Annotated in this window: 23 protein-coding genes and 2 rRNA genes; 6 read left to right on the top strand and 19 right to left on the bottom strand. The window is 72.0% G+C overall.

What is annotated here, in order from left to right; translation table 11 throughout:
* Positions 1-93 precede the first annotated feature (93 nt).
* Positions 94-1,281, bottom strand: a complete 1,188-nt coding sequence (locus JD276_RS12710; RefSeq protein WP_200116031.1) for a RimK family alpha-L-glutamate ligase — start codon at positions 1,279-1,281, stop codon at positions 94-96.
* 26 nt (positions 1,282-1,307) lie between these two features.
* Here JD276_RS12710 and JD276_RS12705 point away from each other — a divergent pair, with 26 nt between their 5' ends.
* The 4 genes from JD276_RS12705 to JD276_RS12690 all read left to right on the top strand — a co-directional run bounded on the left by JD276_RS12705 (position 1,308) and on the right by JD276_RS12690 (position 5,563).
* Entirely contained in the window at positions 1,308-1,937 is a 630-nt protein-coding gene (locus JD276_RS12705; protein ID WP_307866568.1) for an ATP-dependent zinc protease family protein, read from the top strand.
* The gene (locus JD276_RS12700) at positions 1,913-2,620 is read left to right on the top strand and encodes a YceI family protein (protein ID WP_200116029.1); all 708 of its coding nucleotides are present in this window, start codon (positions 1,913-1,915) and stop codon (positions 2,618-2,620) included. Before JD276_RS12705 ends, JD276_RS12700 begins: the two co-directional genes overlap by 25 nt.
* 94 nt (positions 2,621-2,714) lie before the next feature.
* Positions 2,715-4,142 carry a MalY/PatB family protein gene (locus JD276_RS12695; RefSeq protein WP_200116028.1) on the top strand — a complete coding sequence of 476 codons (1,428 nt, stop codon included), beginning with the start codon at positions 2,715-2,717 and terminating at the stop codon, positions 4,140-4,142.
* Positions 4,139-5,563, top strand: a complete 1,425-nt coding sequence (locus JD276_RS12690; RefSeq protein ID WP_200116027.1) for an O-acetylhomoserine aminocarboxypropyltransferase/cysteine synthase family protein — start codon at positions 4,139-4,141, stop codon at positions 5,561-5,563. The genes JD276_RS12695 and JD276_RS12690 overlap by 4 nt, the downstream gene beginning before the upstream one ends.
* 21 nt (positions 5,564-5,584) lie before the next feature.
* On the opposite strand, the gene JD276_RS12685 is transcribed toward JD276_RS12690, so the two are convergent.
* The 8 genes from JD276_RS12685 to JD276_RS12650 are packed head-to-tail and all read right to left on the bottom strand — an operon-like array spanning position 5,585 to position 14,246.
* The gene (locus tag JD276_RS12685; protein WP_307866567.1) at positions 5,585-6,706 is read right to left on the bottom strand and encodes a site-specific tyrosine recombinase XerD; all 1,122 of its coding nucleotides are present in this window, start codon (positions 6,704-6,706) and stop codon (positions 5,585-5,587) included.
* The gene (locus JD276_RS12680) at positions 6,703-7,434 is read right to left on the bottom strand and encodes an NUDIX domain-containing protein (protein WP_200116026.1); all 732 of its coding nucleotides are present in this window, start codon (positions 7,432-7,434) and stop codon (positions 6,703-6,705) included. The genes JD276_RS12685 and JD276_RS12680 overlap by 4 nt, the downstream gene beginning before the upstream one ends.
* An 18-nt stretch (positions 7,435-7,452) precedes the next feature.
* Complete coding sequence (gene pyrG / locus JD276_RS12675) at positions 7,453-9,141, bottom strand: CTP synthase (protein WP_307866566.1); 1,689 nt, start codon at positions 9,139-9,141, stop codon at positions 7,453-7,455.
* Positions 9,142-9,182: 41 nt separating this feature from the next.
* Positions 9,183-10,445: an AI-2E family transporter gene (locus JD276_RS12670; RefSeq protein WP_200116024.1), complete on the bottom strand. Its 1,263-nt coding sequence runs from the start codon at positions 10,443-10,445 to the stop codon at positions 9,183-9,185.
* A gap of 56 nt (positions 10,446-10,501) precedes the next feature.
* Positions 10,502-12,181 (bottom strand): DNA repair protein RecN, encoded by a 1,680-nt coding sequence (gene recN, locus JD276_RS12665; RefSeq protein WP_200116023.1) that lies wholly within the window; start codon positions 12,179-12,181, stop codon positions 10,502-10,504.
* Positions 12,178-13,107, bottom strand: a complete 930-nt coding sequence (locus tag JD276_RS12660; RefSeq protein ID WP_200116022.1) for an NAD kinase — start codon at positions 13,105-13,107, stop codon at positions 12,178-12,180. Before JD276_RS12660 ends, recN begins: the two co-directional genes overlap by 4 nt.
* Positions 13,108-13,141: 34 nt before the next feature.
* Positions 13,142-13,993, bottom strand: coding sequence for a TlyA family RNA methyltransferase (locus JD276_RS12655; RefSeq protein WP_200116021.1), 852 nt, complete (start codon positions 13,991-13,993; stop codon positions 13,142-13,144).
* On the bottom strand, positions 13,986-14,246 hold the full coding sequence (locus tag JD276_RS12650; RefSeq protein ID WP_200116114.1) for a hypothetical protein: 261 nt from the start codon (positions 14,244-14,246) through the stop codon (positions 13,986-13,988). Before JD276_RS12650 ends, JD276_RS12655 begins: the two co-directional genes overlap by 8 nt.
* Positions 14,247-14,342: 96 nt before the next feature.
* Between JD276_RS12650 and JD276_RS12645 the strand changes: the two genes are divergently transcribed.
* Positions 14,343-15,134, top strand: a complete 792-nt coding sequence (locus JD276_RS12645) for a FadR/GntR family transcriptional regulator (RefSeq protein WP_200116020.1) — start codon at positions 14,343-14,345, stop codon at positions 15,132-15,134.
* Positions 15,135-15,169: 35 nt separating this feature from the next.
* Here JD276_RS12645 and JD276_RS12640 read toward each other — a convergent pair whose 3' ends face one another.
* The 8 genes from JD276_RS12640 to JD276_RS12605 all read right to left on the bottom strand — a co-directional run bounded on the left by JD276_RS12640 (position 15,170) and on the right by JD276_RS12605 (position 23,540).
* A complete protein-coding gene (locus JD276_RS12640; protein WP_200116019.1) occupies positions 15,170-16,810 on the bottom strand; it encodes an amidohydrolase in 1,641 nt (546 codons plus the stop codon).
* Between the two features lie 22 nt (positions 16,811-16,832).
* Positions 16,833-17,687: an ABC transporter permease gene (locus JD276_RS12635; RefSeq protein ID WP_200116018.1), complete on the bottom strand. Its 855-nt coding sequence runs from the start codon at positions 17,685-17,687 to the stop codon at positions 16,833-16,835.
* Positions 17,684-18,631 (bottom strand): ABC transporter permease, encoded by a 948-nt coding sequence (locus JD276_RS12630; protein ID WP_307866565.1) that lies wholly within the window; start codon positions 18,629-18,631, stop codon positions 17,684-17,686. Before JD276_RS12630 ends, JD276_RS12635 begins: the two co-directional genes overlap by 4 nt.
* A gap of 4 nt (positions 18,632-18,635) precedes the next feature.
* Entirely contained in the window at positions 18,636-19,775 is a 1,140-nt protein-coding gene (locus JD276_RS12625; RefSeq protein ID WP_200116017.1) for a polyamine ABC transporter substrate-binding protein, read from the bottom strand.
* Between the two features lie 45 nt (positions 19,776-19,820).
* Complete coding sequence (locus tag JD276_RS12620) at positions 19,821-20,915, bottom strand: ABC transporter ATP-binding protein (RefSeq protein ID WP_200116016.1); 1,095 nt, start codon at positions 20,913-20,915, stop codon at positions 19,821-19,823.
* On the bottom strand, positions 20,912-21,427 hold the full coding sequence (locus tag JD276_RS12615) for a gluconokinase (protein ID WP_233615693.1): 516 nt from the start codon (positions 21,425-21,427) through the stop codon (positions 20,912-20,914). The genes JD276_RS12620 and JD276_RS12615 overlap by 4 nt, the downstream gene beginning before the upstream one ends.
* 199 nt (positions 21,428-21,626) lie before the next feature.
* Complete coding sequence (locus JD276_RS12610; RefSeq protein WP_200116014.1) at positions 21,627-22,676, bottom strand: HAD-IIA family hydrolase; 1,050 nt, start codon at positions 22,674-22,676, stop codon at positions 21,627-21,629.
* The gene (locus JD276_RS12605) at positions 22,677-23,540 is read right to left on the bottom strand and encodes a tetratricopeptide repeat protein (RefSeq protein ID WP_307866564.1); all 864 of its coding nucleotides are present in this window, start codon (positions 23,538-23,540) and stop codon (positions 22,677-22,679) included.
* A gap of 45 nt (positions 23,541-23,585) precedes the next feature.
* Here JD276_RS12605 and JD276_RS12600 point away from each other — a divergent pair, with 45 nt between their 5' ends.
* On the top strand, positions 23,586-24,638 hold the full coding sequence (locus tag JD276_RS12600; protein ID WP_200116013.1) for a hypothetical protein: 1,053 nt from the start codon (positions 23,586-23,588) through the stop codon (positions 24,636-24,638).
* Between the two features lie 87 nt (positions 24,639-24,725).
* Here JD276_RS12600 and rrf read toward each other — a convergent pair.
* Positions 24,726-24,842 (bottom strand): 5S ribosomal RNA (gene rrf, locus JD276_RS12595).
* A 159-nt stretch (positions 24,843-25,001) separates the two neighbouring features.
* A 23S ribosomal RNA gene (locus JD276_RS12590) occupies positions 25,002-25,094 on the bottom strand; the annotation flags it as partial.

The raw sequence follows: 25,094 nt of genomic DNA, 5'->3' as shown, positions 1-25,094 counted from the left end.
TTCGCGTCCTCAGAGGTCCTGCCACCCCTCGCTGCGCTCCGCGGGCTGCCGCCGTGGGCGGCACCGCAGGACGTCTTCGAACGCTTCGCGTCCTCAGAGGTCCTGCGCCTCCGGCGGGAGTTTGCGCACGCGGGCCCGCCGCCGCCGGCGCTCCGGGATCATCGACCGCATCTCGTCGAGCCTGCCGAAGCAGAGCAGGCGGTCCTCGGCCTCGACGACCACGTGCTTGCGGGGGTTCGGGATGACCGAGACTCCGCGGTGCAGCGTCAGCACCGTGATGTCGCGATCCCAGAGCCCGAGCTCGCCCAGGGTCTTGCCGATCTGCTCGGTGCCCGCGTGCATCGCCAGCTCGGCCACGCCGTACCCCGTCGACACGCTCAGCCGTTGCCGCACGTCGATCTCGGGGAAGCCCACGCGGTCGGCGATGTAGTCGATGATCGCGCCCGCGACGTCGAGGCCCGTGGCCGACTCGATGCCCTGCAGCCCGGGCGAGGAGTTCACCTCCATGACCAGCGGCCCCTCGTCGCCCTCGAGCATGTCGACGCCCGCGACCCGCAGCCCCATGATCTGCGCGGCCCGCACGGCGGCCTGCTCGTAGGCGGGGTCGAGCTTCACCGCTTCGACCGTGCCGCCGCGATGCACGTTGGAGCGGAACTCGTCGCCGCTCGCCACGCGCCGCATCGCGGCGACCACGCGGTCGCCGACCACGAGCGCCCGCACGTCGCGCCCGCGGCTCTCCGAGACGAAGCGCTGGATCAGCACGTTCTGCCGGGTCGAGTGCAGGGTCTCGATGATGGCCTCGGCGACCTTCACCTGGGGTGCGAGGATCACGCCGATCCCCTGCGTCCCCTCCAGCAGCTTGATGACGACCGGTGCGCCGCCCACGCTCTCGATCGCCGGGCGCACGTCGGCCCGGTTGCGCACGAACGCCGTCGCCGGCATGTCGATGTTGTGCCGCGAGAGGATCTGGATGGCGCGCAGCTTGTCGCGGGCGTTCGAGATGCCGTTCGCCGTGTTGGGCGTGTAGACGTCCATCTGCTCGAACTGCCGCACCACCGCCGTGCCGAAGTAGGTGATCGAGTTGCCGATCCGCGGCAGGATCGCGTCGTAGTCGCTCAGCTGCTTGCCCCGGTACTGCAGATCCGGCTCCTCGCTCGAGAGGTCGATCGCGAAGCGGAGCGTGTTGAGCACCTTCGCCCGGTGCCCGCGTTCGAGGGCCGCCGCCAGCAGCCGCTGAGTGGAGTACGCCTGCGGAGCGCGCGAGAGGATCGCGAGTTTCACCGTGATGACCTGCCAAGATGGGGTACGTGTCGGAACCACACTATTCAAGCACCACCACGGGCTGGCGTGAATGGGTGAGCCTGCCGGATATCGGCGTGTCCTGGATCAAGGCCAAGATCGATACGGGAGCGCAGACCTCGGCGCTCCACGCCTCGGCCGTCGAGGAGTTCTCGCGCGAGGGCGAGACGTGGGTGCGGTTCCGCGTGCACCCGTGGCAGCGCAGCGAGGACGACGCGGTGACCGTGGAGCTGCCGCTGCACGACCGGCGCACCGTGCGCAGCTCCTCGGGGCACGCGCAGGATCGCCTCGTCGTGCTCATGGACATCGAGCTGCTGGGGCACCGGCGCCAGGCCGAGATGACGCTCGCATCGCGCGAGGAGATGGTCTTCCGCATGCTGGTGGGGCGCGAGGTGCTGGGTCAGGGCTTCACGGTGGATCCCTCCGCGTCGTACCTGGGCGGCCGCCCGCCGCGGGAGATCCGGCGCCGCAACCGGGGCCGCGCGGAGGGCGGTGCCGAGGCGGCGCATTCCGCAGCGAACTCCCCGCTTCCTTCCAGCGCGTTCATGAGCTCCGCTGGGAACCTGGAGTCGCGTCCACCGTCCGGTGACGCACCCCCTCGCGGAGAGCAGCCATGCAGAAGAAGCAGAAGATCCTGATCGGCGTCGCCGGCGGCCTCGTCGTCATCGGGGTGGCCGGAGCTCTCGCGGGGCCGGGCCTGTACCGCGATTTCATCGCCGCGCCCGCAGCCGAGGCCCCCTCGCTCGAGATCGACGAGGGGGAGAGCCTCGAGCCCGCGGCTCCCCTCGCTGCCGCCGACCTCATCGGCGACTGGGCGATCGTCTCGGGATCGGAGGCCGGCTACCGGGTCGACGAGGTGCTGAACGGCACCGACGTCACCGTGACCGGCCGCACCGACCGGGTCGAGGGGGCCATCGCGATCGGCGAGGGGCTCACCCTCGAGAGCGCCGAGTTCACCGTCGACGTGGCTTCCATCGAGACCGACAACGGCAGCCGCGACGAGTACTTCCGGGCTCGGGCGATGCGCGTCTCGGAGCACCCCACGGCGACCTTCCGCACGACGGAGGCGATTCCGCTGGGAGAGGCGCCGGGGTCGGGAGAGACCGTGGAGCAGGAGGTGACGGGCGAGCTCACCCTCGCGGGCGTCACGCAGCCGGTCTCGGTGACGGTCGAGGTGCGCAGCGACGGCGCGCGAACCGAGCTGGCTGGCGCGATCCCGATCGTCTTCGCCGACTACGGAGTGGATGCCCCGAGCCTCGGCTTCGTCTCGGTCGAGCCGACCGGGCAGGTCGAGTTCCAGCTCATCGCCGAGCGCGGATAGCCGGGGCGGCGCCCCAGGCGGGCCCGACCTCGAAGATGACGCCCGCTTACGGGATCGCCTGTGCACCACGCCGACGATGCGCGACCATGGGGGCATGGCTTCCCCAGACGACCCCGCCCGCCTCGATGGCGCCGACCCCGGCGGCACGCCCTTCGCGCTGCTGGCCCCGGCGCTGCTCCGCGAGCAGCGCACGAGCATCAAGTGGACCAGGTACCCCGAGGACGTGCTCCCCCTCTTCGTCGCGGAGATGGACTTCGCGGTCGCCCCGGAGATCCGCCGCGCCCTGATCGAGCGAGTCGAGGCCTCCGACCTCGGCTACATCGACGAGGCCGGCCCGCTCGCCCCGGCCTTCGCCGACTTCGTGCGGGATCGCTGGGGGTGGGAGGTCGCGCCCTCCCGCGTGCACCTCGCCACCGACGTCGCCACGGGCATCGTCGAGTCGCTGCGCGTCTTCCGCCCCGAGGGCGGCCGCATCGCGCTGCCGACCCCCGTCTACCCGAGCTTCTTCGAGATGCTCGAGGAGGTTCCCTTCGAGGTCGTCGAGATCCCGCTGCGGAACGCGGCGCCGGACGGGGAAGCGGCGCAGGATCGAGACGCGGCGCCGGACGGGGAAGCGGGAGCGGCTCAGGAGGCGGATCCGCCGCGCCTCGACCTCGCCGCGATCGAGCGCGCCTTCGCGAGCGACCCGGGCATCGACGCGTTCCTCCTGTGCAGCCCGCACAACCCGCACGGGCTCGTCCACTCCGCCGACGAGCTCGCCGAGCTGGCCCGTCTCGCCGCCGCGCACGACGTGTTCGTCATCTCCGACGAAATCCACGCCCCCCTCGTGCACTCGGGGGTCGGGTTCGCCCCGTTCGCGCCGCTCGCCGCCGCCGCGGGTGCGCTCTCGGTGACCGTCACCTCGGCGAGCAAGGGCTGGAATCTCGCCGGCACCAAGTGCTCGGTGATCGTGGCCGCAGACGAGCGGGCCGACGCCGTCCTGCGGCGGCTGCCGCCCGAGACCCCCGTGCGCGCGAGCATCCTCGGCCTGCACGCCAACGTCGCGGCGTTCCGCGACGCGAGGGACTGGCTCGACCGCGCGATCACCCGGATCCAGGAGAACGACCGGTTGCTCGCCGACCTCGTGCGGGATCGCCTTCCCGGGGTACGCTACACGCGTCCGCGGGCCGGCTACCTCGCGTGGCTGGACTTCCGCGAGGCCGGGCTCGGCGACGACCCGCACGCGCGCATCCTGCGCGAGGCCCGCGTCGCCCTGAACAGGGGCGGGGCCTTCGGCACGGGCGGGGCGGGCCACGTCCGTCTGAACCTGGCCTGCGCCCCCGATACGCTCCGCGATGCGGTCGACCGCATCGCGGCGATCCTGCCGCCTCAGGAAGACGACCGCCGAGCCACCGGCTCCCCGGCCTCCACCCCCTCGGGAGAACAGGCGCGAGAGGCGGGAAAAGCGCCTGGCAGCGGTGATCCGGAACGATCTTCCGCCTCTCGCCTCCCATCGCAGCTCACCACGGAGGACCCAGAATGAACAGCGCGCCGCCCCCGCAGAGCGCGGCTCCCCCCGTCTACGACTGGGAGGGCTTCGGCTTCGACACCCGCCAGGTGCACGCGGGCGAGTACCCCGACAGGAACAGCGGCCTCCGCGTGCCGCCGATCGCCCTCTCCGCGGGCTATCTGTTCGACGATTTCGACGACCAGGTCAGCCGCTTCGACGGCAGCATCCACTGGCGCGCCGACGAGCACGCGGGGCACGGCGAGGCGGGCGGCTTCTCCCCCAGCGAGCATGCCCCCATCTACTCGCGCCAGGGCAACCCGACGAACTGGGTGGCCGAGGAGCGGCTCGCCTCGCTCGAGGGCGGCACCGTCTCCGTCGCGGTCGCCAGCGGGCAGGCCGCGATCTCCGCCGCGCTCTTCGCGCTGGCGCAGCAGGGCGACCACATCGTGTCGACGGGGTCGATCTACGGCGGCACCCGGATCCTCTTCGGCCGCAGCTTCAAGCGCTTCGGCATCGAGTTCGACTACGTGTGGGATGCCGAGAACGACGCGGAGTGGGAGCGGGCGATCCGCCCCGACACGAAGGCGATCTACACCGAGACGATCCCGAACCCTCGCAACGACATCACCGATCTGCGCCGCATCGCCGAGGTCGCCGCCCGATACAACCTGCCGGTCGTCGTGGACAACACCGTCGGCACGCCGGCACTCATCCGCCCGTTCGAGCACGGCTGCCACATCGTCGTGCACTCGACCACCAAGTTCCTCACGGGGCACGGAGCGGCGGTGGGCGGCGCCGTGGTGGACGGCGGCACCTTCGACTGGGAGGCCGCGGAGCGCGCCGGCCGCTCCTATCCGCTCGTCACGCAGTCGTCGAGGCCCGGCGTCGCGCCGATGCTCGAGCGCTTCGGCCGAGGCGCCTACGCGCGCGCCGTGCGCGAGTCGGTGGTGAACGACATCGGCCCGACCCTCTCGCCGTTCCACGGCTTCCTGCTGCACCAGGGCATGGAGACGCTGTCGCTGCGCATGGAGCGCCACGTCGAGTCGTCCCTGCGGATCGCGACCTGGCTCGAGGAGCAGCCCGAGGTCGAGTCGGTCGACTACGCCGGCCTGCCGTCGAACCCGCTGCACGGGCTCGCGGTGCGCGACTACGGCGCGGACGCGGCAGGGCGGGGCAGGACCGGATCGGTGTTCGGCGTGACCGTGCGCGGCGGGATCGATGGGGCGCGCGCATTCGTGAACGGGCTGCGCGTCTTCTCGCGCATGACCGGCATCGGCGACACCCGGTCGATGGTGCTGCATCCGCTGACGTCGACGCACGGCACCTTCGCCCCCGAGGTCAACGGGCGGCTCGGGATCACGCCCGGCCTGCTGCGCCTCTCGGTCGGCCTCGAGTCGGCCGACGATCTGATCCGAGACCTGCGCGGCGCGCTCGACGCGGTGCGCGCGCTGTAGCGGCACGGATCCGCGGCCGCGCTACTTCGCCCGGGGATGGGCGCTCAGGTAGTGCTCTCGCAGCGTATCGGCGGTCACCTGCGTGTAGATCTGCGTGGTCGTCACCGAGGCGTGGCCGAGCAGCTCCTGCACCGTGCGCACGTCCGCGCCGCCCGCGAGCAGGTGCGTGGCGAAGGAGTGGCGCAGGGTGTGGGGAGACACCTCGGCCGCGATCTCGGCGCGCTCGGCGGCCGCCTTGATCACGAGCCACGCGCTCTGACGCGAGAGCCTGGCGCCGCGGGGCCCGACGAACAGCGCCGGCGTCCCGACGCCCTTCGCCGCCATCTGCGGCCGTGCGCGCACCAGGTACGCCGCGAGCGCGCGGCCCGCGTAGCGCCCGTAGGGCACGATCCGCTGCTTGGAGCCCTTGCCGGTCACGCGCAGGAAACCGCCCTCGCCGAGCGCCCGCTCGGGATCGCCCCAGGCGTCGCCGCCTCCGCCTGCGAGCAGGTCGTCGATGTCGAGGGCGGTGACCTCGCTGACCCGCGCCCCGCTGGCGTAGAGCAGCTCGAGCAGGGCGCGATCCCGCAGGCTCACCGGGTCGTCCCCGCCGATCGCGCCGAGCAGCGCCTCGACCTCCTCGAACGCCAGCGCCTTCGGCAGCCGCCGACCCTTCTTCGGCGTGCGCACGCCGCTTCCGGCGTGCGCGGGCAGCGCGCCCTCCTCGAAGAGGAAGCGGTGCATCCCCCGCACCGTCGACATGCGCCTCGCCATCGAGGCCGGGGCGAGACGACGCGGCGGCGGCGCTGCGGGCTCGGGACCGGGACCGGGATCGGCGGGATCGGCGGCGAGCCCCGGATCGCGGTCGGGGTGAGGATCGGAGCCGGGATCGCGCTCGGATCGGCCGCCGCTTCCCGCCCCCGGCGCGCCCCCGAGCTCGGCGACGTAGGCGGACAGCGTGTCGGGGGTGACCTCCGCGAGATCCCGGATGCCGCGCCCCGCGAGCCACTGGGCATAGGCCGTCAGATCGCGCCGATAGGCGCCGCGGCTGTTCTCCGAGAGCCCGCGTTCGAGCGCGACGTGCCGCAGGAAGCGGTCGGCTCCCTGCTCCGGGCTCACGCCGCCTGAACTCACGCCGCCCGAGCCCGCGCTGTCCGCGCTCACGACGCCGAGCGCTCTCCCCGCACCGCGGCGCGCCGGTTCCACGGCGTGTCCGCCGGGCGCAGCGTCGCCCAGCCGCGCGCCCGCGAGGCCGCCGCGGCGAGCACGGCGTTCGCGGTGATCGCGTTCTGCACCCGCCCGGCGAGCACCGCGTCCACCACCGCGTCGAGCGGCTCCCACCGGAGCACCATCTCGGCCTCCTCGCCCTCCCGCACGTAGTCGTGCTCCACGGCGCCCAGATCCCGCGCCAGGAAGATGCGGACGGCCTCGCTGTTGCCGCCGGGGGTGGTGCAGACGTCGACGAGCAGGTCCCAGCGCCCGGCGACGAGGTCGGCCTCCTCCACCAGTTCCCGCTGGGCCCCGGCGAGGCCGCTCTCCCCCGCGACGTCCATGAGCCCGGCGGGGATCTCCCAGTCGCGGTGGGCGATGGCGTGTCGGTACTGCCGGATGAGCAGCACCCGCTCGTCGGAGTCGACGGCGAGCACGGCGACGGCGCCGGGGTGGTCGACGTAGTCGCGCACCAGCTCGGCGCCGCCGAACTCGAAGCGATCCCGGCGCACGTCCCACACGCGGCCCCGGGCGATCAGCTCGCTGGCGAGGATCGGCACCTCGGCGGGCGCATCGGCCAGCTCGGCGGGAGCCTCGGCCGGCTCGGCGGGAGCCTCGGCCGGCTCGACGGGCCCGCAGGGCTCAGCCGACCCGGCCGCACCGCCTCGCTCGTGACTCGTCATGCCGCGCGCCGTTGCCGCTCAGGCATCCGCTTCGAACAGGCGGGTCGCCTCGCGGCGCTCGATCGCCGCGCCAGCGAGGCCCGCGAACAGCGGATGCGGGATGCCGGGGCGCGAGCGCAGCTCGGGGTGGGCCTGGGTGGCGATGTAGAACGGGTGGACGTCGCGGGGAAGCTCGACGTACTCGACCAGCTGGCCGTCGGGGCTGGTGCCCGAGAACACGAGGCCGGCCTCCGCGATCTCGTCGCGGTAGCGGTTGCTCACCTCGTAGCGGTGGCGGTGGCGCTCGCTCGCCGAGGCCGAGCCGTAGAGCTCCGCGGCGAGGGACCCCTCCGCGAGCGCGGCCTCGTACATGCCGAGCCGCATGGTGCCGCCGAGATCGCCTCCGTCGATGATGTCGACCTGCTCCGCCATGGTGGCGATCACGGGCACGGCGGTGTCGGGGTCGAACTCGGTCGAGGACGCCTCCTCGAGCCCGGCGACGTTGCGCGCGTACTCGATGACCATGCACTGCAGGCCGAGGCAGAGGCCGAGCGCCGGGATCCGGTTCTCCCGCGCGAAGCGCAGGGCGCCGAGCTTGCCCTCGATGCCGCGCACGCCGAATCCGCCGGGCACGCAGATCGCGTCGACGTCGCCGAGCGCCTCGAGCGCGCCCTCCGGGGTCTTGCAGTCGTCCGAGGCGATCCACTTGATGTTGACCTTGGTCGAGTGGGCGAAGCCCCCGGCGCGCAGCGCCTCCGTGACCGAGAGGTAGGCGTCGGGCAGGTCGATGTACTTGCCGACGAGGCCGATGGTCACCTCGCCCTTCGGGTGGTGCACGGCGTCGAGCACGGGCTGCCAGGTGCGCCAGTCGACCTCGGGTCCGCGCTCGGCGAGGCCGAGGTGCTCCACCACGGTCTGGTCGAGCCCCTGGTCGTTGAACAGCCGCGGCAGGTCGTAGATGCTCTTCACGTCGACGGCGTTGACGACCGCGCCCTCGTCGACATCGCACATGAGCGCGATCTTGCGCAGGTTGTCCTCGGTGACGGGCCGGTCGCTGCGGAGCACGAGCGCGTCGGGCTGGATGCCGATCGACCGGAGCGCGGCGACCGAGTGCTGGGTCGGCTTCGTCTTCTGCTCGCCGGAGGCGCCCATGAACGGCACGAGCGAGACGTGCACGAAGATCACGTTGTTGCGGCCGAGCTCGTGGCGCACCTGACGGGCGGCCTCGAGGAAGGGCTGCGACTCGATGTCACCGACCGTGCCGCCGACCTCCGTGATGATCACGTCGGGGCGGGGCGTCTCCTGGGCCTGCAGACGCATGCGACGCTTGATCTCGTTGGTGATGTGGGGGATCACCTGGACGGTGTCGCCCAGGTACTCGCCCCGGCGCTCCTTCGCGATCACGGTGGAGTAGATCTGGCCCGTCGTCACGTTCGCCGCCTGGGAGAGGTTGATCCCGAGGAAGCGCTCGTAGTGCCCGATGTCGAGGTCGGTCTCGGCGCCGTCGTCGGTGACGAAGACCTCGCCGTGCTGGAACGGGTTCATGGTGCCCGGATCCACGTTGAGATAGGGGTCGAGCTTCTGCATGACCACGTGCAGCCCGCGCGCCGTCAGCAGATTGCCGAGGCTGGCGGCCGTGAGGCCCTTCCCCAGCGAGGAGACGACACCCCCGGTCACGAAGATGTGCTTGGTAGTGTTCGTCTGATCCGCGTTCTGCTCTGCTCCCACGGGCTTCAATCCTATCATTCGGCGCCTGCGACGGCGAGCGGTCAGCGAAGTTCCTGCCGCGGCACCCAGACCTGCTTCACGATCATCAGCACCATGGCCGTGACGGGGATCGAGATCAGCGCGCCGAGCAGTCCGAGCAGCGTGCCGCCGGCGAGCGCGCCGATCACCACGAGCGAGCCCGGCACCGAGACGACGCGGTTCATGATGCGCGGGGTCAGCAGGTAGGACTCGATCTGCATGTAGACGAGGTAGTAGGCCGCCGCCGCGATCGCCGTGGCGGGGGAGTTGAAGAGGGCCACGATCGAGACCAGCACGGTCGCCATGACCGACCCGATGAGCGGGATGAGCGCCAGCAGGAAGACGCCCACGGCGACGAGCCCGGCGAAGGGGACGCCGACGATCGTCATCATGATGAAGCCGAGGATCGAGTTCAGCAGCGCCAGCACGACCATGCCGTTGACGTAGCCGCCGACCGACTTGGTGACCTGCTCGGTGATGTCCATCACCTTGGCGCGGCCCGATCGCGGCACGAGCGAGTAGAAGCCGCGCTTGATCGACCGCAGGGAGGCGAGGAAGTAGAGGCTCAGGATCAGCACGATGAGCGCCGCCGTGAGGCCGTTGGCGATGCCGATGCCCGCCTGCCACACGCCACCCGCCACCTGGGCCCAGTTCTCGGGGTCGCCCACCGCGTCCTGCCCCATCTCGAGGAGGCCGTCGAAGTCGACGAAGGACCCGAAGCGCTCGTTGACGTCCTCGAACCAGGCCTGGTTCACGACGTCGTTCACGAGGGAGGGCGCGCTACGCACGAGCAGCGACACCTGGTTCGCGATCATCGGGATGATGACCCCGAGCACGCCGCCGACCACCGCGATGAACCCGAGGAACACCACGGCGATGCCGACGGGCCGGCTCACGCCCTTGCGCTCGAGCCAGCGCACGACGGGGTCGAGGCCGAGCGCGATGAACAGCGCGCCCACCACGTACATGATGATCGTGCTGAGCTGGCCGATCATGCCGCCGACGAGGATCGCCACCAGCACGCCGAGGGTGACCGTGAAGCCGAGCTGGAACGGGGCGCGCACCACGAACTCGCGCGTGTGCGCCTTCGAGCGCTCCTCCTGCGCGTCGATCGCCGCCTCCCGGGCGTCGCGATACATCTCGCGCGTCTCCGCGTCCATCTGGAGCGGGTCGGCGTGCACCACGTCGGGGTGCGTGTCGAGGAACTCGGCGCGCTCGGAGGCGCTCAGACCGAGGTCGGGGACGACCCCCTCCGCCCGCATCCGGCGGCGCAAGAACTTGATCATGTGGTGAGCGTAGCAGCAGCCCCCGACACGGCAGCGCCGCCCCTCGACGCGCCCCCTCAGCGGAGCGCGAGCAGCTCGGCGGCGTGCTCGAGCGCGCTGCTCGAGTCACTGAGCCCCGAGAGCAGCCGCGCCATCTCGCCGAGGCGCTCCTCCCCCTCGAGCCGGCGGCAGCTCGACTCCGTGAACCCTCCCGCGGAGTCCTTCACCACCTGGAGGTGGTTGTTCGCGAAGGCGGCCACCTGGGCGAGGTGGGTCACCACGATCACCTGCGAGGTGGCGGCCAGCCTCGCGAGCCTGCGCCCGATCTCGATCGCCGCGGCGCCGCCGACTCCGGCGTCGACCTCGTCGAACACGAAGGTCGGCACGGGATCGACCGCGGCCACGACCACCTCGAGGGCCAGCATCACGCGGGAGAGCTCGCCCCCGGACGCGCCCTTCGCGATCGGCCGCGGCTCCGAGCCGGGGTGCGGGCGCAGCAGGAACTGCACCTCGTCCTTGCCGGAGGCGCCGAGCTCCGTCTCCGAGACTTCCGCGACGAACTCGGCGTCGGGCAGCGCGAGCTGGCGCAGCTCCGCGCTCACCCGCTCGGAGAGGGTCGACGCCGCCTCCCGCCGCAGCGTGCTCAGCCGCTCGGCGAGCTCCCGTTCCCGCTGCGACACCGCGTCCAGACGCTCCGCCAGCTCGGCGACCTGCTCGTCGTCGCCGTCGATCTCGGCGAGCCGTGCCGCTCCGGCGGCGGCGTAGGCGATCACCTCGGCCGAGTCGGCCCCGTAGCTGCGGAAGAGCCCGTTCAGGGCGGCGAGCCGCTCGTTCGCCCGCGCCAGCTCGCCCGGCCCCTCCTGGTCGAGGTCCCCGGCGTAGGCGGCGAGCTCGCGCGCGGCGTCGCTCACCTGGAAGCTGAGGCCGCGCAGGGCTTCGAGCACCCCCTCGAGGCGGGCGTCGTGCGCCACCGCGCGCTCGAGCTCGCGCTGTGCCGTGTCGATCAGGCTGCCCGCGTCGCGGCTGAACGGGTCGTCGGAGTCGGTCGCCAGCGCCTCATGGGCGGCCGACGTGGCCTCGCGGAGCTCCTCGAGGTTGCCGAGTCTCGCGATGCGCTGCGCGAGCTCCGCCTCCTCTCCGGCCACGGGGTCCACGGCCGCGATCTCCTCGAGCTCCGCGCGGAGCCGGACGGCCTCGTTCGCGCGGTCCTCCCGGGCGCTCGTCAGCTCCTCCACGCGCGCCGCCACCTCGCGCCGTTCGCGGTGCGCTTCGCGGTAGTCGTCGAGCACCGCGGCGAGCTCCTGCCCGCCGAAGCGGTCGAGCGTGTCGCGCTGGGCCGCGGCGCTGCGCAGGCGCAGCTGATCGGACTGCCCGTGCACGGCGAACAGCCGTGCGGCGAGCCGTCCGAGGCTCGCCGCCGGGGCGGCGACGCCGCCGACGCTCGCCCGGCTGCGTCCCTCGGCGCTGACCGTGCGGCCGAGCACGAGCTCCCCGTCCTCGATCTCCCCGCCGACCTCGTCGACGAGCTCGGCCACCTCGGGATCCCGCGTCTGCACGATGCCCCCGACGCGGGCCTGCGACGCGCCGCTGCGCACCGCCCCCGCGTCGCTGCGGGCGCCCATCAGCAGCCCCAGGGCGGTCACCACCATCGTCTTGCCCGCCCCGGTCTCCCCGGTGATCGCCGTGAATCCCTGTCCCAGCGCGAGCGTGGTGTCGGCGATGACGCCGAGGTCCCGGATGCGCAGCTCCTCGATCACCCGTCGCCCCTCTCCGCGGCTCTCGGCCCCCGCCAGCCGGCGACGGGCAGGTGGAACTTCCCGACGAGCCGGTCCGTGAACACGGCCTCGTCCAGCCTGGCGAGCAGCACCGACAGCGGCGAGCGCCGCACCTCGATCACCGCGCCGGCGGGCAGCTCGGTGCGCCTCCGTCCGTCGCACCACAGCACCCCCTGGCCGACGCTCTGGTGCAGGATCTCGACGCTCAGCACCGATCGCGGGCCGACGACGAGGGGCCGGTTGAAGAGCGCGTGCGCGGCGATCGGCACGAGCAGCATCGCCTCCACGCCGGGCCACACGACCGGCCCGCCGGCGGAGAACGCGTAGGCCGTCGACCCCGTCGGCGTCGCGAGCACCACGCCGTCGCACCCGAACGACGAGAGCGGCCTGCCGTCGACGCCGACGGCGACCTCGAGCATGCGCTGCCGCTTCTCGACGCTCGCCTCGTTGAGCGCCCACGTCTCGGCGATGACCTCGCCGTCGATGGTGGCCCGCACGTCGAGCGTGACGCGCTGCTCGACGGTGTAGTCGCGGGCGAGCACGCGGTCGACGGTCACGGCGAGGTCGTGGCTCTCCATCTCCGCGAGGAAGCCGACGTGGCCGAGGTTCACCCCGACGATGGGGCAGTCCGATCCCCGCAGCAGCTCGGCCGCGCGCAGGATCGTGCCGTCGCCCCCGAGCACGAGCGCGATCTCGAGCTCCGAGACCGCGACGTCGACGCCGAGCTGCGCGGTGCGCTCGGGCTGCAGGTGCGGCGCGAACTCCTCGCGGTCGCCCGCCTCCATCACGGGCAGCACCCCGGCCGAGCGGAGCGCCGAGACGACGCTCAGGGTGGCGGCGATGGCCTCGGGTCGCGCCGTGTGCGAGACGACGAGAATGCGTCTGGCGGTGTCGACGTGCGCGGTCATGCCCCTCCTCGGATCTCTCGGCGGTCGTCCTGGTCTAGGCCTCGGCGACGGGCCCGGCGTCGGAGCAGAGCTCGCGGATCCGCCCCTCCCATTCTGTCGGATCGGGCGGTGTTTCGCGCGGTGAGGGGGCGAAGTGCACCAGGAACTCCCGGTTGCCCGCCGTGCCTGCGATCGGCGAGGCGTCGAGGCCCCGCGTCGCGTACCCGAGCCCCGCCGCGGCGGCGAGCACCGCGCGCACGGCCGAGGCGCGCTGCTCGGGATCGGTGACGATGCCATCGCGGATCCCGAGGCGGCCGACCTCGAACTGCGGCTTGATCAGCAGCACCAGGTCGGCGCCCTCCGCCGCGGTGCGCGCGATGGCGGGCAGGATCAGCGTGAGCGAGATGAAGGAGAGGTCGGCGACGACGAGGTCGGGACGCCGGTCGATCCCGGTGTCCGCGGCCAGCCGCTCGGCCGTGAGGTCGCGCGCGTTGCAGCCCTCCACGAGGCGCACCCGGTCGTCGTTCCTGAGCTGCGGGGCCAGCTGGTCGTGCCCCACGTCGATGGCCTGCACGGCCTCGGCCCCGCGCTCCAGGAGCACCTGGGTGAAGCCGCCGGTGGACGCGCCGAGGTCGAGCGCGAGACGACCCGCCGGATCGACGCCGAACGCGTCGAGCGCGGCGACGAGCTTGTGGGCCGCCCGGCCGACGTAGCGGTCGGCGCCCTCGAGCTCGATCCGGGAGCCGGGCGCGATCCGCTGGCCCGCCTTCGCCGCGACGGCGCCGTCGACGAGCACCCGTCCCTCGGCGACGAGTTCGGCGGCGCGGCTGCGAGATCGCACGAGCCCGAGCTCGGCGAGCGCGCGGTCGAGGCGCTGCGCCGCCCCGGCCCAGGTGCCGCTAGGCACCGTTCCCCTGCGGGGCCGGGGAACCGGGGCCCGCCCCCGAGCCGCTCTGATCGCTGCGCTGCAGCTCGGCGAGCAGCTCGTCGTGCAGCTGCTCGAACCCGGCGGCGCGCTGCGCGAGCGGCTGGGACTCGATCAACCCCACCCGATCGAGCAGGCCGTCCGCGGACCCGCCCGGCTCGCCGCCCGGCGCCGACGCTCCGGCGTCGGATGGCGCCGACGCCTCTCCCGCATCCCGAACCCGCTCGTCGCTCATGCCTCCCAGCGTAGTCCCGCCGCCGCGCGGCCGGCGGGCGCGCCCGCCGGCGGAGGCCCCGGCGGCCTGCCGCCGAGAGCCGGATACGATGTTCCCATGGCCGAGACTCTGCACGATCAGCTCCTGCAGGCGCTCGGCACCCGGATCGTGAGCGGGGAGCTCCCCGAGGGGAGCGTGCTCCTCGCCGACAACGTGGCCGGCGAGCACGGCGTCTCGCGCCCCGTGGTGCGGGAGGCCGTGCGCGTGCTGCAGTCGCTCGGCCTCGTCGCCGCGACGAAGCGGGTAGGCATCCGCGTGCTGCCTCCCACCCAGTGGAACCTCTACGATCCGCTCGTGATCCGGTGGCGCATCGCCGTCGGCTCGACGGGCGGTCAGCTGCGCTCGCTCACCGAGCTGCGGTCGGCCGTGGAGCCGAAGGCGGCCGAGATGGCGGCCGAGCACCGCGAGGATCGGATGGCGGTGCGGATCCTGGATCTCGCCGCCGAGATGCGGACCGTCGGTCGCAGCGGGGACCTGCACCGCTTCCTGGAGCTCGACATCGCGTTCCACAGCCTGGTCCTCGAGGCGAGCGGCAACGAGATGTTCGTCCAGCTGGACTCGCTGGTCGCCGAGGTGCTCACCGCCCGCACGGAGCAGGGGCTCATGCCGGAGCGCCCCCACGAGGACGCCCTGGCCCTCCACCTGGCGGTCGCCGAGGCGATCTGGGAGCGCGACGCCGGCGCCGCGCACTCCGCCATGGACCGGATCATGCGCCGCACCGTGGCGGAGGTCTCGAAGACCTGGTCGCACGTTCCGCGGCCCTCCGTCCTCGCCACGGACGGCGGCGACGGCGCCGCCGGCGAGGGCGTGGCCGGCGAGGGCGTGGCCGGCGGCACCCTCGGCGCCTGAGAGCGCCGGGCCGGAGCCTCAGGCGCCCACGCGACTCACCGCGCCGCCGGCTCCCCGCCGCGCTCGAACAGCGTCTCGCCCCTGACGATCGTCGCGTCGACGCGGACGCTCCGCAGCTCGGGATCCGGCACCTCGCCGAGGTCCGAGTCGAGCAGCACGAGATCGGCGAGCAGCCCCGGCCGCGTCGCGCCGCGCAGGCCGTCCTGGCGCGCCGCGTGGGCGGCGCCGCTCGTCGCCGCGCGCAGAGCGCTGTCGCGCGACAGCGCCTCCTCCGGCAGGAAGGGGGCGGCGGGCTCCGAAGGGTGGCTGCGGTTCACCGCGACGTGGATCCACTCGAGGGGATCCGGCGTGGTCACGGGCCAGTCCGACCCGAACGCGAGCGGCACGCCCGCGCGCTCGAGCGAGCGGAACGCGTACTGGTGCGCGTGCAGCGAGGGGTCGAGGAACGGCAGCGTCATCTCCGTCATCTGGGCGTCGGCCTGGGCCCAGAAGGGCTGCACGTTCGCGATCACGCCGGCCCGCGCCATGCGGCCGATGAGCCGCTCGTTCAGGATCTGCAGGTGGGCGAGCTGGTGCCGGCGGTCGCGGACGGGCGCATCGACGAGCGCGGCCTCGATCATCGAGAGGAGCTCATCGGTCGCGCGATCGCCGATCACGTGCGCGTGCACGTCGAAGCCGAGGCGGTCGAGCTGCAGGATGATCGGGGCGAGCACCTCGGGCTCGAAGAACGTGATGCCGCGATTCGGCTCGGCCGCACCGTCGAGGTACGGGATCGAGACCGCGCCCGTGAGGGTCTCGCACACCCCGTCGTACATCACCTTCACCGCGCCGATGCGGAAGCGCTCCTCCCCGGCGAAGGCGTCCCGCCTGGCCACCAGATCGGGAAGCGCGCCGGCGGGGTCCTTCCTGGGCAGCCACAGGTTGCCGGTCACCTGACCGCGCAGCACCCCCGTGTCGAGCGCCCGGCGGTAGCACCCCTCGACGTCGGTGGTCGGCACGAAGTCGCCGACGATGGCCTCCTGCCACCCCGTGACGCCGAGCGAGAAGGCGTGCCGCTGGCCGGCGATCAGCCCCTCCAGACGCGTGTCGTCGTCGAGCGGCGGGATCAGATCGGCGACGAGCAGCATCGCCGCCTCGTGCAGCAGCCCCGACGGGCGCCCGGCGGCGTCGCGCTCGATCCTCCCGCCCTCCGGGTCGGGGCTGCGCTCGTCCACCCCCGCGAGCCGCAGCGCGGCCGAGTTCACCCAGGCGCTGTGCCCGTCCTTGTTCGAGAGGTACGCCGGCCGCGCACCCGTGAGCCGGTCGAGGTCGTCCCGCATGGAGTTGGTGTCGGCGAAGTGGTCGAGGGACCAGCCGCGCCCCACCACCCACGGCGCCTCCGGCCGGCGCTCCAGGTACGCGGCGATCAGTTCGAGGGCGTGGGCGCGCGAGCGGCTGCCCGACAGGTCGCAGCGCGCCAGTTCGATCCCCGACTCCACGAGGTGCACGTGGGCGTCGGTGAACCCCGGCAGCACCGACCTGCCGGCCGCGTCGAGCTCCTCGCCCCCGCGCGACGCCCACTCGCGCATCGGCACCACCCGCGAGATCCTCGAGCCCGACGTCTCGATGGCGAAACGGCCGGGGCCGACGAGCGGCAGCGTGCAGTCGACGATGGCGAGCGAGCGCGTTGCGGTCATGGGGGACTCCTCAGGAACGGGACTACGGGTTTTCCACGAGCGCGTGGGCGAGGCTCTTCGAGGAGCCTCCGCGACGCAGGATCAGGGCCGCGACGGCGAGCAGCACCAGCGTCGCCACGAGCATGACGGTTGCCATGGCCGCGAGCTCGGGGCGCAGCCCGGAGCGCAGCGAGCTCAGCACGTAGACCGGCCACGGGGTGCTCCCCGTCACCTGCACGAAGGCCGAGATGATCGTGTTGTCGAGGCTCAGCGTGAAGGCCATGAGCCCGCCCGCCGCGACCGCGGGCGTGAGCTGGGGCAGCAGGATCTGCCGGAAGCTGTTCCACCGCGAGGCGTACAGATCCTCGGCGGCCTCGAACAGGGCCGGATCGAGCGATCGCACGCGGCCCCGCACGAGGAAGGACACGATGGCCGACGCGAAGAGCGAGTGGCCGATCGCGAGACGGAGGATCCCGTCGCCGAAGAGGGCGACGCCCCAGTCGACCGTCAGCGAGGTGAGCCACGGCATCAACGAGACCGCCTGCACGATCTCGGGGGTCACGAGCACCATGCCGAGCACCGCCATGAGTGCCGAACTGAACCCGCCCGTCCGCAGGCCGAGGCCGATGCCGAGGGTGGAGCCGAGCAGCACCGCGAGGGCGGTCGCGACCACGCTCGCCCGCAGCGAGACCAGCACGGCGCTCACGATGGGGCTCGAGTTGAACGCCGCGATGTAGGCATCCGGCCCGGCGCCCTCCCACGCGCCCAGCAGGCGCCCGGTGTTGAACGAGTAGACGACGATGACGATGAGCGGCGCGAACAGGAAGAGGAGCACGAGCACTCCCCAGACCCCGAGCGCCGCATCGCCCCTGTTCCGGTGCGGCTTCGCAGCGCTCATGCCGGCACCTCCTTCCGCATCGGGGCGGCCTGCGGCTCCGGTGCGACGGTCGCCACCCGGTTCCGACGCCGCAGGATCGCGCCGGCTGCGACGCCCGCCGCGGCCACGAGCGCGATGCTCAGCATCGTGCTCAGGATGAGCACGACCGACATCGCCGACCCCAGCGCCCAGTTCTGGCCCTGCTGGAACTGCCCGGCGATCATCTGCCCGACCATGTTCCCCTTGGCGCCGCCGAGCACCTGAGCCGTGATGTAGTCGCCCATGAGCGGGATGAAGACGAGCAGCATGCCCGAGACGATGCCCGGCCTCGCCAGCGGCAGGGTGACCTGCCGGAACGTCGCCCACCGGCCGGCGCCGAGATCCTTGCTGGCCTCCCGCAGTGCGGGCGAGAGCCGCTCCATGGCGACGAATATCGGCAGGATCATCAGGGGGAGATAGTTGTAGATGACGCCCAGCTGCACCGCTCCTCGGGTGTAGAGCATGGAGAAGGCCGGGTCGACCAGTCCCAGCTGCCTGAGCACCTGGGTGATCGGCCCCTCGGGCGCGAGCAGCACCTGCCATCCGATCGTGCGGATCAGGAAGTTCGTCCAGTAGGGCACGAGCACCAGGGCGAGCACGGCGTAGCGCCAGCGCGGCGCGACCTTGACGGCGAGCCAGTAGCAGAACGGCACGGCGATGACCACGCAGAACAGCGTGCCGATGGCCGCGATCTGCAGGGTGTTGACGAAGGTCTGCAGGAAGGCCCCGCTCAGCACCTCACCGTACCGGTCGAGCGACAGGACGTCGTTGGAGTGGGTGCGGTAGAGGTCGGGCTTGCTGCCGAAGCTGTACCAGATCACCACGACGATCGGGGTCAGGAAGAAGAGCGCCATCCAGAGCGCGCCGGGAACGGAGAGCAGCGTCGAGAGCCCCCGCTGCCTTCCGCCGGTGTTCGTGCGTGCCACTCCCCTACGCCCCCGCGCGCGCCTTCATCTCGGCGACGATCTCCATACGGACCTGCTGGGCCTCGTTGATCTCTCCCGTGTACATCCGCTGGGTCTCCTCCTCGGTCGGGAAGATCATCTCGAGGCGCTCGACGCCGGCCTCGCGCGCCGCCTCCTCGGTGCCGTCGATGCCGGTGCCGTACCCGACGTACTCGGTGTTCAGCAGAGCCGCCTCCGGCGCGAGCGAGTAGTCGATGAACTCGTACGCGGCGTCGATGTTCTCCGCGCCCTTCACGATCGCCCAGTTGTCCATCCACAGGTTGGTCTCGGGGGTCGGCAGCACCCACTTCCAGCGATCCGGATCCGGGCTGGCGAGGATGCCGCGTCGCGCCTCGCCGTTCCAGGTGTGCACGAGGGCCTGGGAGCCCTGCGGGATCGCCCCGCCGCCGGGCGCCGAGTCGAACGCGGAGATGTGCGGAGCGAGCTCGTCGACCAGGAAGGTGCGGATCTGCTCGAGCTCCGCGGGATCCTGCGTGCTCTGGTTCCATCCCTTGATGAACGGCAGGATCGCGCAGATCTCACCGGGGTCGTCCGAGAGCGCGGTGCGCCCGCTCGCCTCGTTCTTGACGGCGTCGACGAAATCCTCCCACGAGGTCAGCTCGCGCTGGATCACCTGGGTGTCGTACGCGAAGCCCGTCGTGCCCCAGAACTTGCAGACCGAGTACGTGTTGTCGGGGTCCCAGGCCTGCCCGCGGAAGGCGGGGTTCAGCTTCTCGAAGTTCGTGAGCCTGCTCAGGTCGAGCTCCTCGAGCAGCTCGTTCTCGGCCATCTGCGGGATGAAGACGCCGGTCGGGATGACGATGTCGTAGCCGCTCGTGCCGCGGGCGGCGACCAGCTTCGAGATCATCTCCTCGTTGGAGGAGTAGGAGTCGACCAGCACCTGCTTCGTCGTGAAGCCGTCGAGGTTCTCGGGGTCGTCGTACTCCGACCAGGAGTAGACCCGGAGGTCGCCGCCGCCTCCGCCGTCGCTCTTGCCCGCCGGGGCGCAGGCCGCCAGCGCGGCCGCCGCTCCCGCTCCGAGGACACCGCCGAGGAAGAGGCGTCGGGTGACGCGCCCCTCGCTCGAGCTCGGGATGAGAATGCGTGGGATCGAGTGTCGTTCCATGTCGTGCGCTCCTTTGACAATCACGGTTGAGAGTTATGCGGGTCTTCAGGTGTTCGGGAACAGGGCGACGTCCTCGGCGCGCCACGAGGCGCGGACGCGGTCGCCCGGCGCGAAGCCGCTCGGCTGGGCCGAGGTCGCGCTGCGCACCAGCAGCAGGCGATCCGCCTCGGTCCTGACGACGTACTGCCGCGCGTCGCCGAGGTAGTTCACGGCCTCGACCACGCCGCCGACCTGGTTGGCCGCGGCCGCGGCATGCGCGGCGTGCGCGCTGTCGGCCGAGAGCCGCACCGCTTCGGGGCGGATCGCGGCCGTCGCCGCCTCGGCCACCGCGGCCTGCGAGGAGATGCCGATGCCGTCTGCGGAGCGGTAGTCGCCCGCGCCCAGCCGCTCGATCCCCTCGAAGAAGTTCTGCTGCCCGACGAAGCCGGCTACGAAGCGGGTGCGGGGACGGGCGTAGACGGTCTCCGGGTCGGCGAGCTGCTCGATGCGGCCGCCGTTCATGATCGCCACGCGATCGCTCATGGCGAGGGCCTCGTGCTGATCGTGGGTCACGAAGAGGAACGTGGTCTTCAGCCGGTTCTGGATGAGGCGCAGTTCGATCTGCACCTCCTCGCGGAGCTGCCGGTCGAGGGCGGCCAGGGGCTCGTCGAGCAGCAGGACCCGAGGCCGGTTGACGAGCGCTCGCGCGAGCGCCACGCGCTGCTGCTGACCGCCCGAGAGCTGCGCGGGCTTGCGATCCGCGAAGCTCTGGAGGCGGACGAGGGCGAGGGCGTCGCCCACCCGCTCGGCGAGCTCGGCCTTCGGGACGCGTCGCTGACGGAGTCCGTAGGCGATGTTGGCCGCGACCGTGAGGTGGGGGAACAGGGCGTAGGACTGGAAGACCGTGTTGATCTCGCGCTTGTTCGCCGGCAGTCCCGTGATCTCGTCGTCGTCGAGGAAGATGCCGCCGCCGTCGACCCGCTCGAATCCCGCGATCATGCGGAGCGTCGTCGTCTTCCCGCAACCCGAGGGCCCCAGCAGAGACACGAACTCCCCGGCGCGCAGTTCGAGATCCAGCCCGTCCACGACGGCGACCCCGTTGAACTCCTTCGTCACTCCGCGCAGCGTCAGCGCCGAGCCCTTCTGAGCGTTCCGGTTCATATCGTCCTCTCCAGGGGTGTGTTCTCGTCTTCGAGTCTCGCCAGCCACTCCGCCGCCCGCTCGACGATGGCGGACACGTCGTGGCGGATGTCGACGCCGAGCACCCGTTCCTCTCCGAGCGGGGGCTCGAGCGTCTCGAGCTGCGAGACCAGCAGGCTCGACGGCATGTACTCGTGCTCGCGGGTGCCGAGCCGTTCCTCGAGGGTCTCCCGCTTCCCCTCGAGGTACACGAAGGCGAGGCGGGGGTGGAACTCGCGAAGCGCCTCGCGGTACGCGGCCTTGAGCGCTGAGCACGCGACCACGGGGGCGGCGCCCTCACCCGAGAGACGGGCGATCTCGGCGCCCACCGCGCTGATCCACGGCCCGCGGTCGAGGTCGTCGAGCGGGATCCCGCTCTCCATCTTCCTGCGGTTCTCGCTGGGGTGCAGGTCGTCGGCGTCGATGAAGGGGCGCCTCCGCTCGGCGGCGAGGGCGGAGCCCACCGTCGTCTTGCCGGCGCCCGACACTCCCATAACGATCACTGGCGACTGTGCCACTCCATGCCTCTCTGCGTTGTCCGAGTCAATAATAAAGCATATTTATTACGACGCAAATTCAGAACAGAGCAGACTTATTAGTGACGCGAGAGCGGCGCCGAGACCTCTGGCGCCGCCGCGGGCGACCCGGGATCGGCGCGTCCGCCGACGCGGCGTCGAGGCGCCGGTGGAGCCGTCAGGCGTCGGCGCGCCAGTGGTCCGCGTAGAGCAGCTCGGGGACCTTGAGGCCGTAGATCGCGAGACCCGATGCCCAGATCGCCGCGCAACCGGCGCGCAGCAGATCGATCTCCGAGTCGCCCTCGGCCACGATGCGCACGATGTGACCGTCCATGCGCACCCGGGCCGATCCCACCTTCGCCGTGCCGTCCTTCGCGAACTCGGTGGTCGGGTACGGCTCGTGCAGCCCGGAGAGGTCGGCGACGATGTAGTCGGGCCGCATGTCCTGCGAAGCGGCGACGAGCTGCTTGGGCCGGTCGACGCCGGTCAGCACCTGCAGCGACGGGATGCCGGCCGCGCGGGCGCCCTTGATGTCGGTGTCGAGACGGTCGCCGAGCATCAGCGCGTTGCGCGTGCCGAAGCGCTCGAATGCCGTCTCGTAGATGGCCGGCTCGGGCTTGCCCGCGAACACCGGCAGGCGCTGCACGGCGGTGTGCACCGCCGACACGAGCGTGCCGTTGCCGGGCGCGAGGCCGCGGGCGACCGGGATCGTCCAGTCGGTGTTGGTCGCGATCCAGGGCAGCGGTTCCTCGCCCGGGCGCTCCGCCAGTGCGAAGGCGGCCTCGGCGAGGTGCTCCCACCCCACGTGCGGCGCGAAGCCCTGGATCACCGCCGCCGGGCCGTCGTCGGCGCTCCGGGTCGCCTCGAAGCCGGCCTTCGCCAGCTCGTCGACGAGCCCGTCGCCGCCGACGACCAGCACCCTCGACCCCGCCGGCACCGTCTGCGCCAGCAGCGCGACGGCCGCCTGGGGCGAGGTGACGACGTCGGAGGTGGCCGGCGACAGGCCGAGACCGCGCAGGTGATCGGCGACCTGGGCATCGGTGCGCGAGGCGTTGTTCGTGATGTAGCCGAGCCGGGCCCGGGTGGACGCGAGGTTCAGGCTCTCGACCGCCCCCGGAATCGCCCCGGGCCCTTTGTAGACCACTCCGTCGAGGTCGGCGAGCAGCAGCTCGCGACCCTCGAGGGGCGCCGGCCCGAGCCGGGTCCCCCGTGCACCGAACAGCCCCATCTACGCCTCCCGCGTCTCGTCCGCGTCGGTCCCGCCCCCAGCGTCGCTCTCTCCGGCGTTCTCGCCCGTTTCCGCGGCCCCGGGCTCGACCTGCCCCGCCGTCTCGGGCTCGACCGACTCCGTCTTCTCCGCATCGAAGGCCTCGCCGGAACCTGACCCGGCGGCGTCGGGTTCCGGATCGTCGAGCTCGGCGGAACCGGCATCGGGCGTCTCGAACACCTCGAACACCTCGAGGGTGTCGTGGGCCCCGTAGTGCGCCTGGAGCGCCGCTTGCGCCTGCTCAGCACGACGCTGCCACTCGGCGGCCTCGTCGACGCGGCCGAGATCCTCGAGCACCGTGGCGTACGCGGCGAAGAGGTCGGGGCTCCACGAGAACGCGCGCTTCGGATCGAGCTCGGGGATCTCCAGCTCGAGCAGCGCCTGCTGCGTCTGCCCGAGGTCGAGCCTCGCCCCCGACATCGCGATCGCGAGCTGCACCCGCTGCTCGGAATCCAGGGAGGCGGGGTCGGCCTCCACGCCGGTCTCGAGGGCCTTCTCAGGACGCCCGAGACCGCGCTCGCAGTCCACCATCAACGCGACATGGGCATCGGATCCCGACAGGCGCCGATAGGTGCGCAGTTCTCGCAGCGCGAGGGCGTAGTCCCCGATGCGATAGGCGGTCACCGCGAGGGTCTCGCGGGCCACCGGGATCCGTCCGGCGCGGCGCGAGGCCGAGAGCGCGTGCTGGTGCGCGAGTTCCGGATCGGAGTCGATCAGCAGCGCCACCATCGCGAGATGACGGGCCACCCGGTCCTGGGTATCCGTCTGCAGGGTCTTCAGCTCGTTGCGCGCGGCGGGGTGCAGGTGCTTCGCGCGGACATCCACCGGGATCTCCGGGTCCTGATGCTCCGAGCGAACCGGGCGCAGCTCGTGGGCGAGGCGCTCCGACTCCGTGAACTCCCGGTCGCGGCCACCGCGGTCGCTGCGACCGGCGCCTCGGGTGCCTCCGCGGCCGAGCCGCTGCTCCCCTCCGTCCGCGCGGCCTCCCTCGCGGCCCTGGCCTCGGCCGCGGTAGTCGCGGTCGAAGCCGCGGCGCGGGCGATCCTCGCGGCCGAAGTCCCGACGCGGGCGGTCGTCCCGGTCGAAGTCCCGGCGCGGGCGATCGTCCCGGCGCGGGCGATCGTCCCGGCCGAAGTCCCGGCGCGGGCGACGGTCATCCTGTCCGAACCTCCGCTGGGGACGGTCATCGCGGGTGGATTCGCGTCGCTCCGGTCCGCCGCCGGCGTCGAAGTCCCGACGCGGCCGGCGGTCGTCTCGGTTGACGTCACGTCGAGAGCCTCGATCTCCACGATCCTGATCGCGACGAGGGGCGCGATCGTCCCGGTCGAAACCCCGGTCCTCCCGCCGCGGACGGCGATCGCGATCGTGCCCCCGAGCGTTGTCGCGTCCGTACCCGCGGTCGTCGTCCCGACCGTAGGAGCGCTTCTCGGCCCGACCGTAGGAGCGGTTCTCGTCCCGACCGAAGGAGCGGTTCTCGTCCCGCCGGTGTCCGCGGTCGTCGCTTCGACCGTAGCCACGGTCATCTCGACCCGCCCCGCGACTGTCGCTCCGGCCAGAGCCGCGACGACCGTCGCGATCGAAACGCTGCTGACGATCATCTCCGTCGCGGCCGTTCCGTCCGTCGCGACGGTCCCCCTCGCGGCGGTCCCCGGAGCGGCGGTTTCCGTAGTCGCCGCGGTCGCCACCGCGTTCTCCGCGCCGACCTCCCTCCTCGCGCCACTGCGGGCCGCCCCTCCTGGAGTCGGCGCCGCGCCGCGAGGAGTCGGAGCCTCGGTCCCCGCTCCGATGCCGTCGGGAGCGATCGTCGTCCGAGCGGCGAGGGTCGCGCCCTTCCGAGCCGTCTCGTGTCGAACGATCGTTCATGCTGCTGCCTCCCGGGGCGTTGTGCGTGTCGCTGGAGAAAATGCGTACAAACAGAAGTAGGGCCGCCAATCAGGAAGGGATCCGTGAGCGCCAGCACTGGCACTCACCCCTGTTTCCTGATCAACGACCCTATCTCCGTTACGAGGAGTCCGGCGGTGTCCTACTCTCCCACACCCTCCCGAGTGCAGTACCATCGGCGCTGTCAGCCTTAGCTTCCGGGTTCGGAATGTCACCGGGCGTTTCCCTGACGCTATAACCACCGTAACACTATTGACCTACCAAACACCCCACCACCCCACCACCCCAACACAAAAAAGGGGGGGGGAGTTATGGGTAGGGTTCTTGGACCATACGTCAAGAACCACAAAGCGGACGCGAACACACACACAACTGACACCCATGCCCCACACCAATATGCGGGATGAAGTCAAGTCATCGGCTTATTAGTACCAGTCAGCTCCACACCTTACAGCGCTTCCACATCTGGCCTATCAACCCAGTCATCTCCTGGGAGCC

Source organism: Leucobacter chromiisoli, assembly GCF_016522505.1.
In the GTDB taxonomy this organism is placed as follows: Bacteria; Actinomycetota; Actinomycetes; order Actinomycetales; family Microbacteriaceae; genus Leucobacter; species Leucobacter chromiisoli.
The sequence above is the reverse complement of the archived record's forward strand: the minus strand, read 5'-3'. Positions and strand labels throughout refer to the sequence as shown.

Coding starts and splice junctions, on each gene's coding strand:
- JD276_RS12700 (WP_200116029.1), top strand. CDS start 1,913: ATGCAGAAGAAGCAGAAGATCCTGATCGGCGTCGCCGGCGGCCTCGTC.
- JD276_RS12695 (WP_200116028.1), top strand. CDS start 2,715: ATGGCTTCCCCAGACGACCCCGCCCGCCTCGATGGCGCCGACCCCGGC.
- JD276_RS12690 (WP_200116027.1), top strand. CDS start 4,139: ATGAACAGCGCGCCGCCCCCGCAGAGCGCGGCTCCCCCCGTCTACGAC.
- JD276_RS12680 (WP_200116026.1), bottom strand. CDS start 7,434: ATGACGAGTCACGAGCGAGGCGGTGCGGCCGGGTCGGCTGAGCCCTGC.
- JD276_RS12670 (WP_200116024.1), bottom strand. CDS start 10,445: ATGATCAAGTTCTTGCGCCGCCGGATGCGGGCGGAGGGGGTCGTCCCC.
- JD276_RS12660 (WP_200116022.1), bottom strand. CDS start 13,107: ATGACCGCGCACGTCGACACCGCCAGACGCATTCTCGTCGTCTCGCAC.
- JD276_RS12650 (WP_200116114.1), bottom strand. CDS start 14,246: ATGAGCGACGAGCGGGTTCGGGATGCGGGAGAGGCGTCGGCGCCATCC.
- JD276_RS12645 (WP_200116020.1), top strand. CDS start 14,343: ATGGCCGAGACTCTGCACGATCAGCTCCTGCAGGCGCTCGGCACCCGG.
- JD276_RS12640 (WP_200116019.1), bottom strand. CDS start 16,810: ATGACCGCAACGCGCTCGCTCGCCATCGTCGACTGCACGCTGCCGCTC.
- JD276_RS12635 (WP_200116018.1), bottom strand. CDS start 17,687: ATGAGCGCTGCGAAGCCGCACCGGAACAGGGGCGATGCGGCGCTCGGG.
- JD276_RS12625 (WP_200116017.1), bottom strand. CDS start 19,775: ATGGAACGACACTCGATCCCACGCATTCTCATCCCGAGCTCGAGCGAG.
- JD276_RS12620 (WP_200116016.1), bottom strand. CDS start 20,915: ATGAACCGGAACGCTCAGAAGGGCTCGGCGCTGACGCTGCGCGGAGTG.
- JD276_RS12615 (WP_233615693.1), bottom strand. CDS start 21,427: ATGGGAGTGTCGGGCGCCGGCAAGACGACGGTGGGCTCCGCCCTCGCC.
- JD276_RS12610 (WP_200116014.1), bottom strand. CDS start 22,676: ATGGGGCTGTTCGGTGCACGGGGGACCCGGCTCGGGCCGGCGCCCCTC.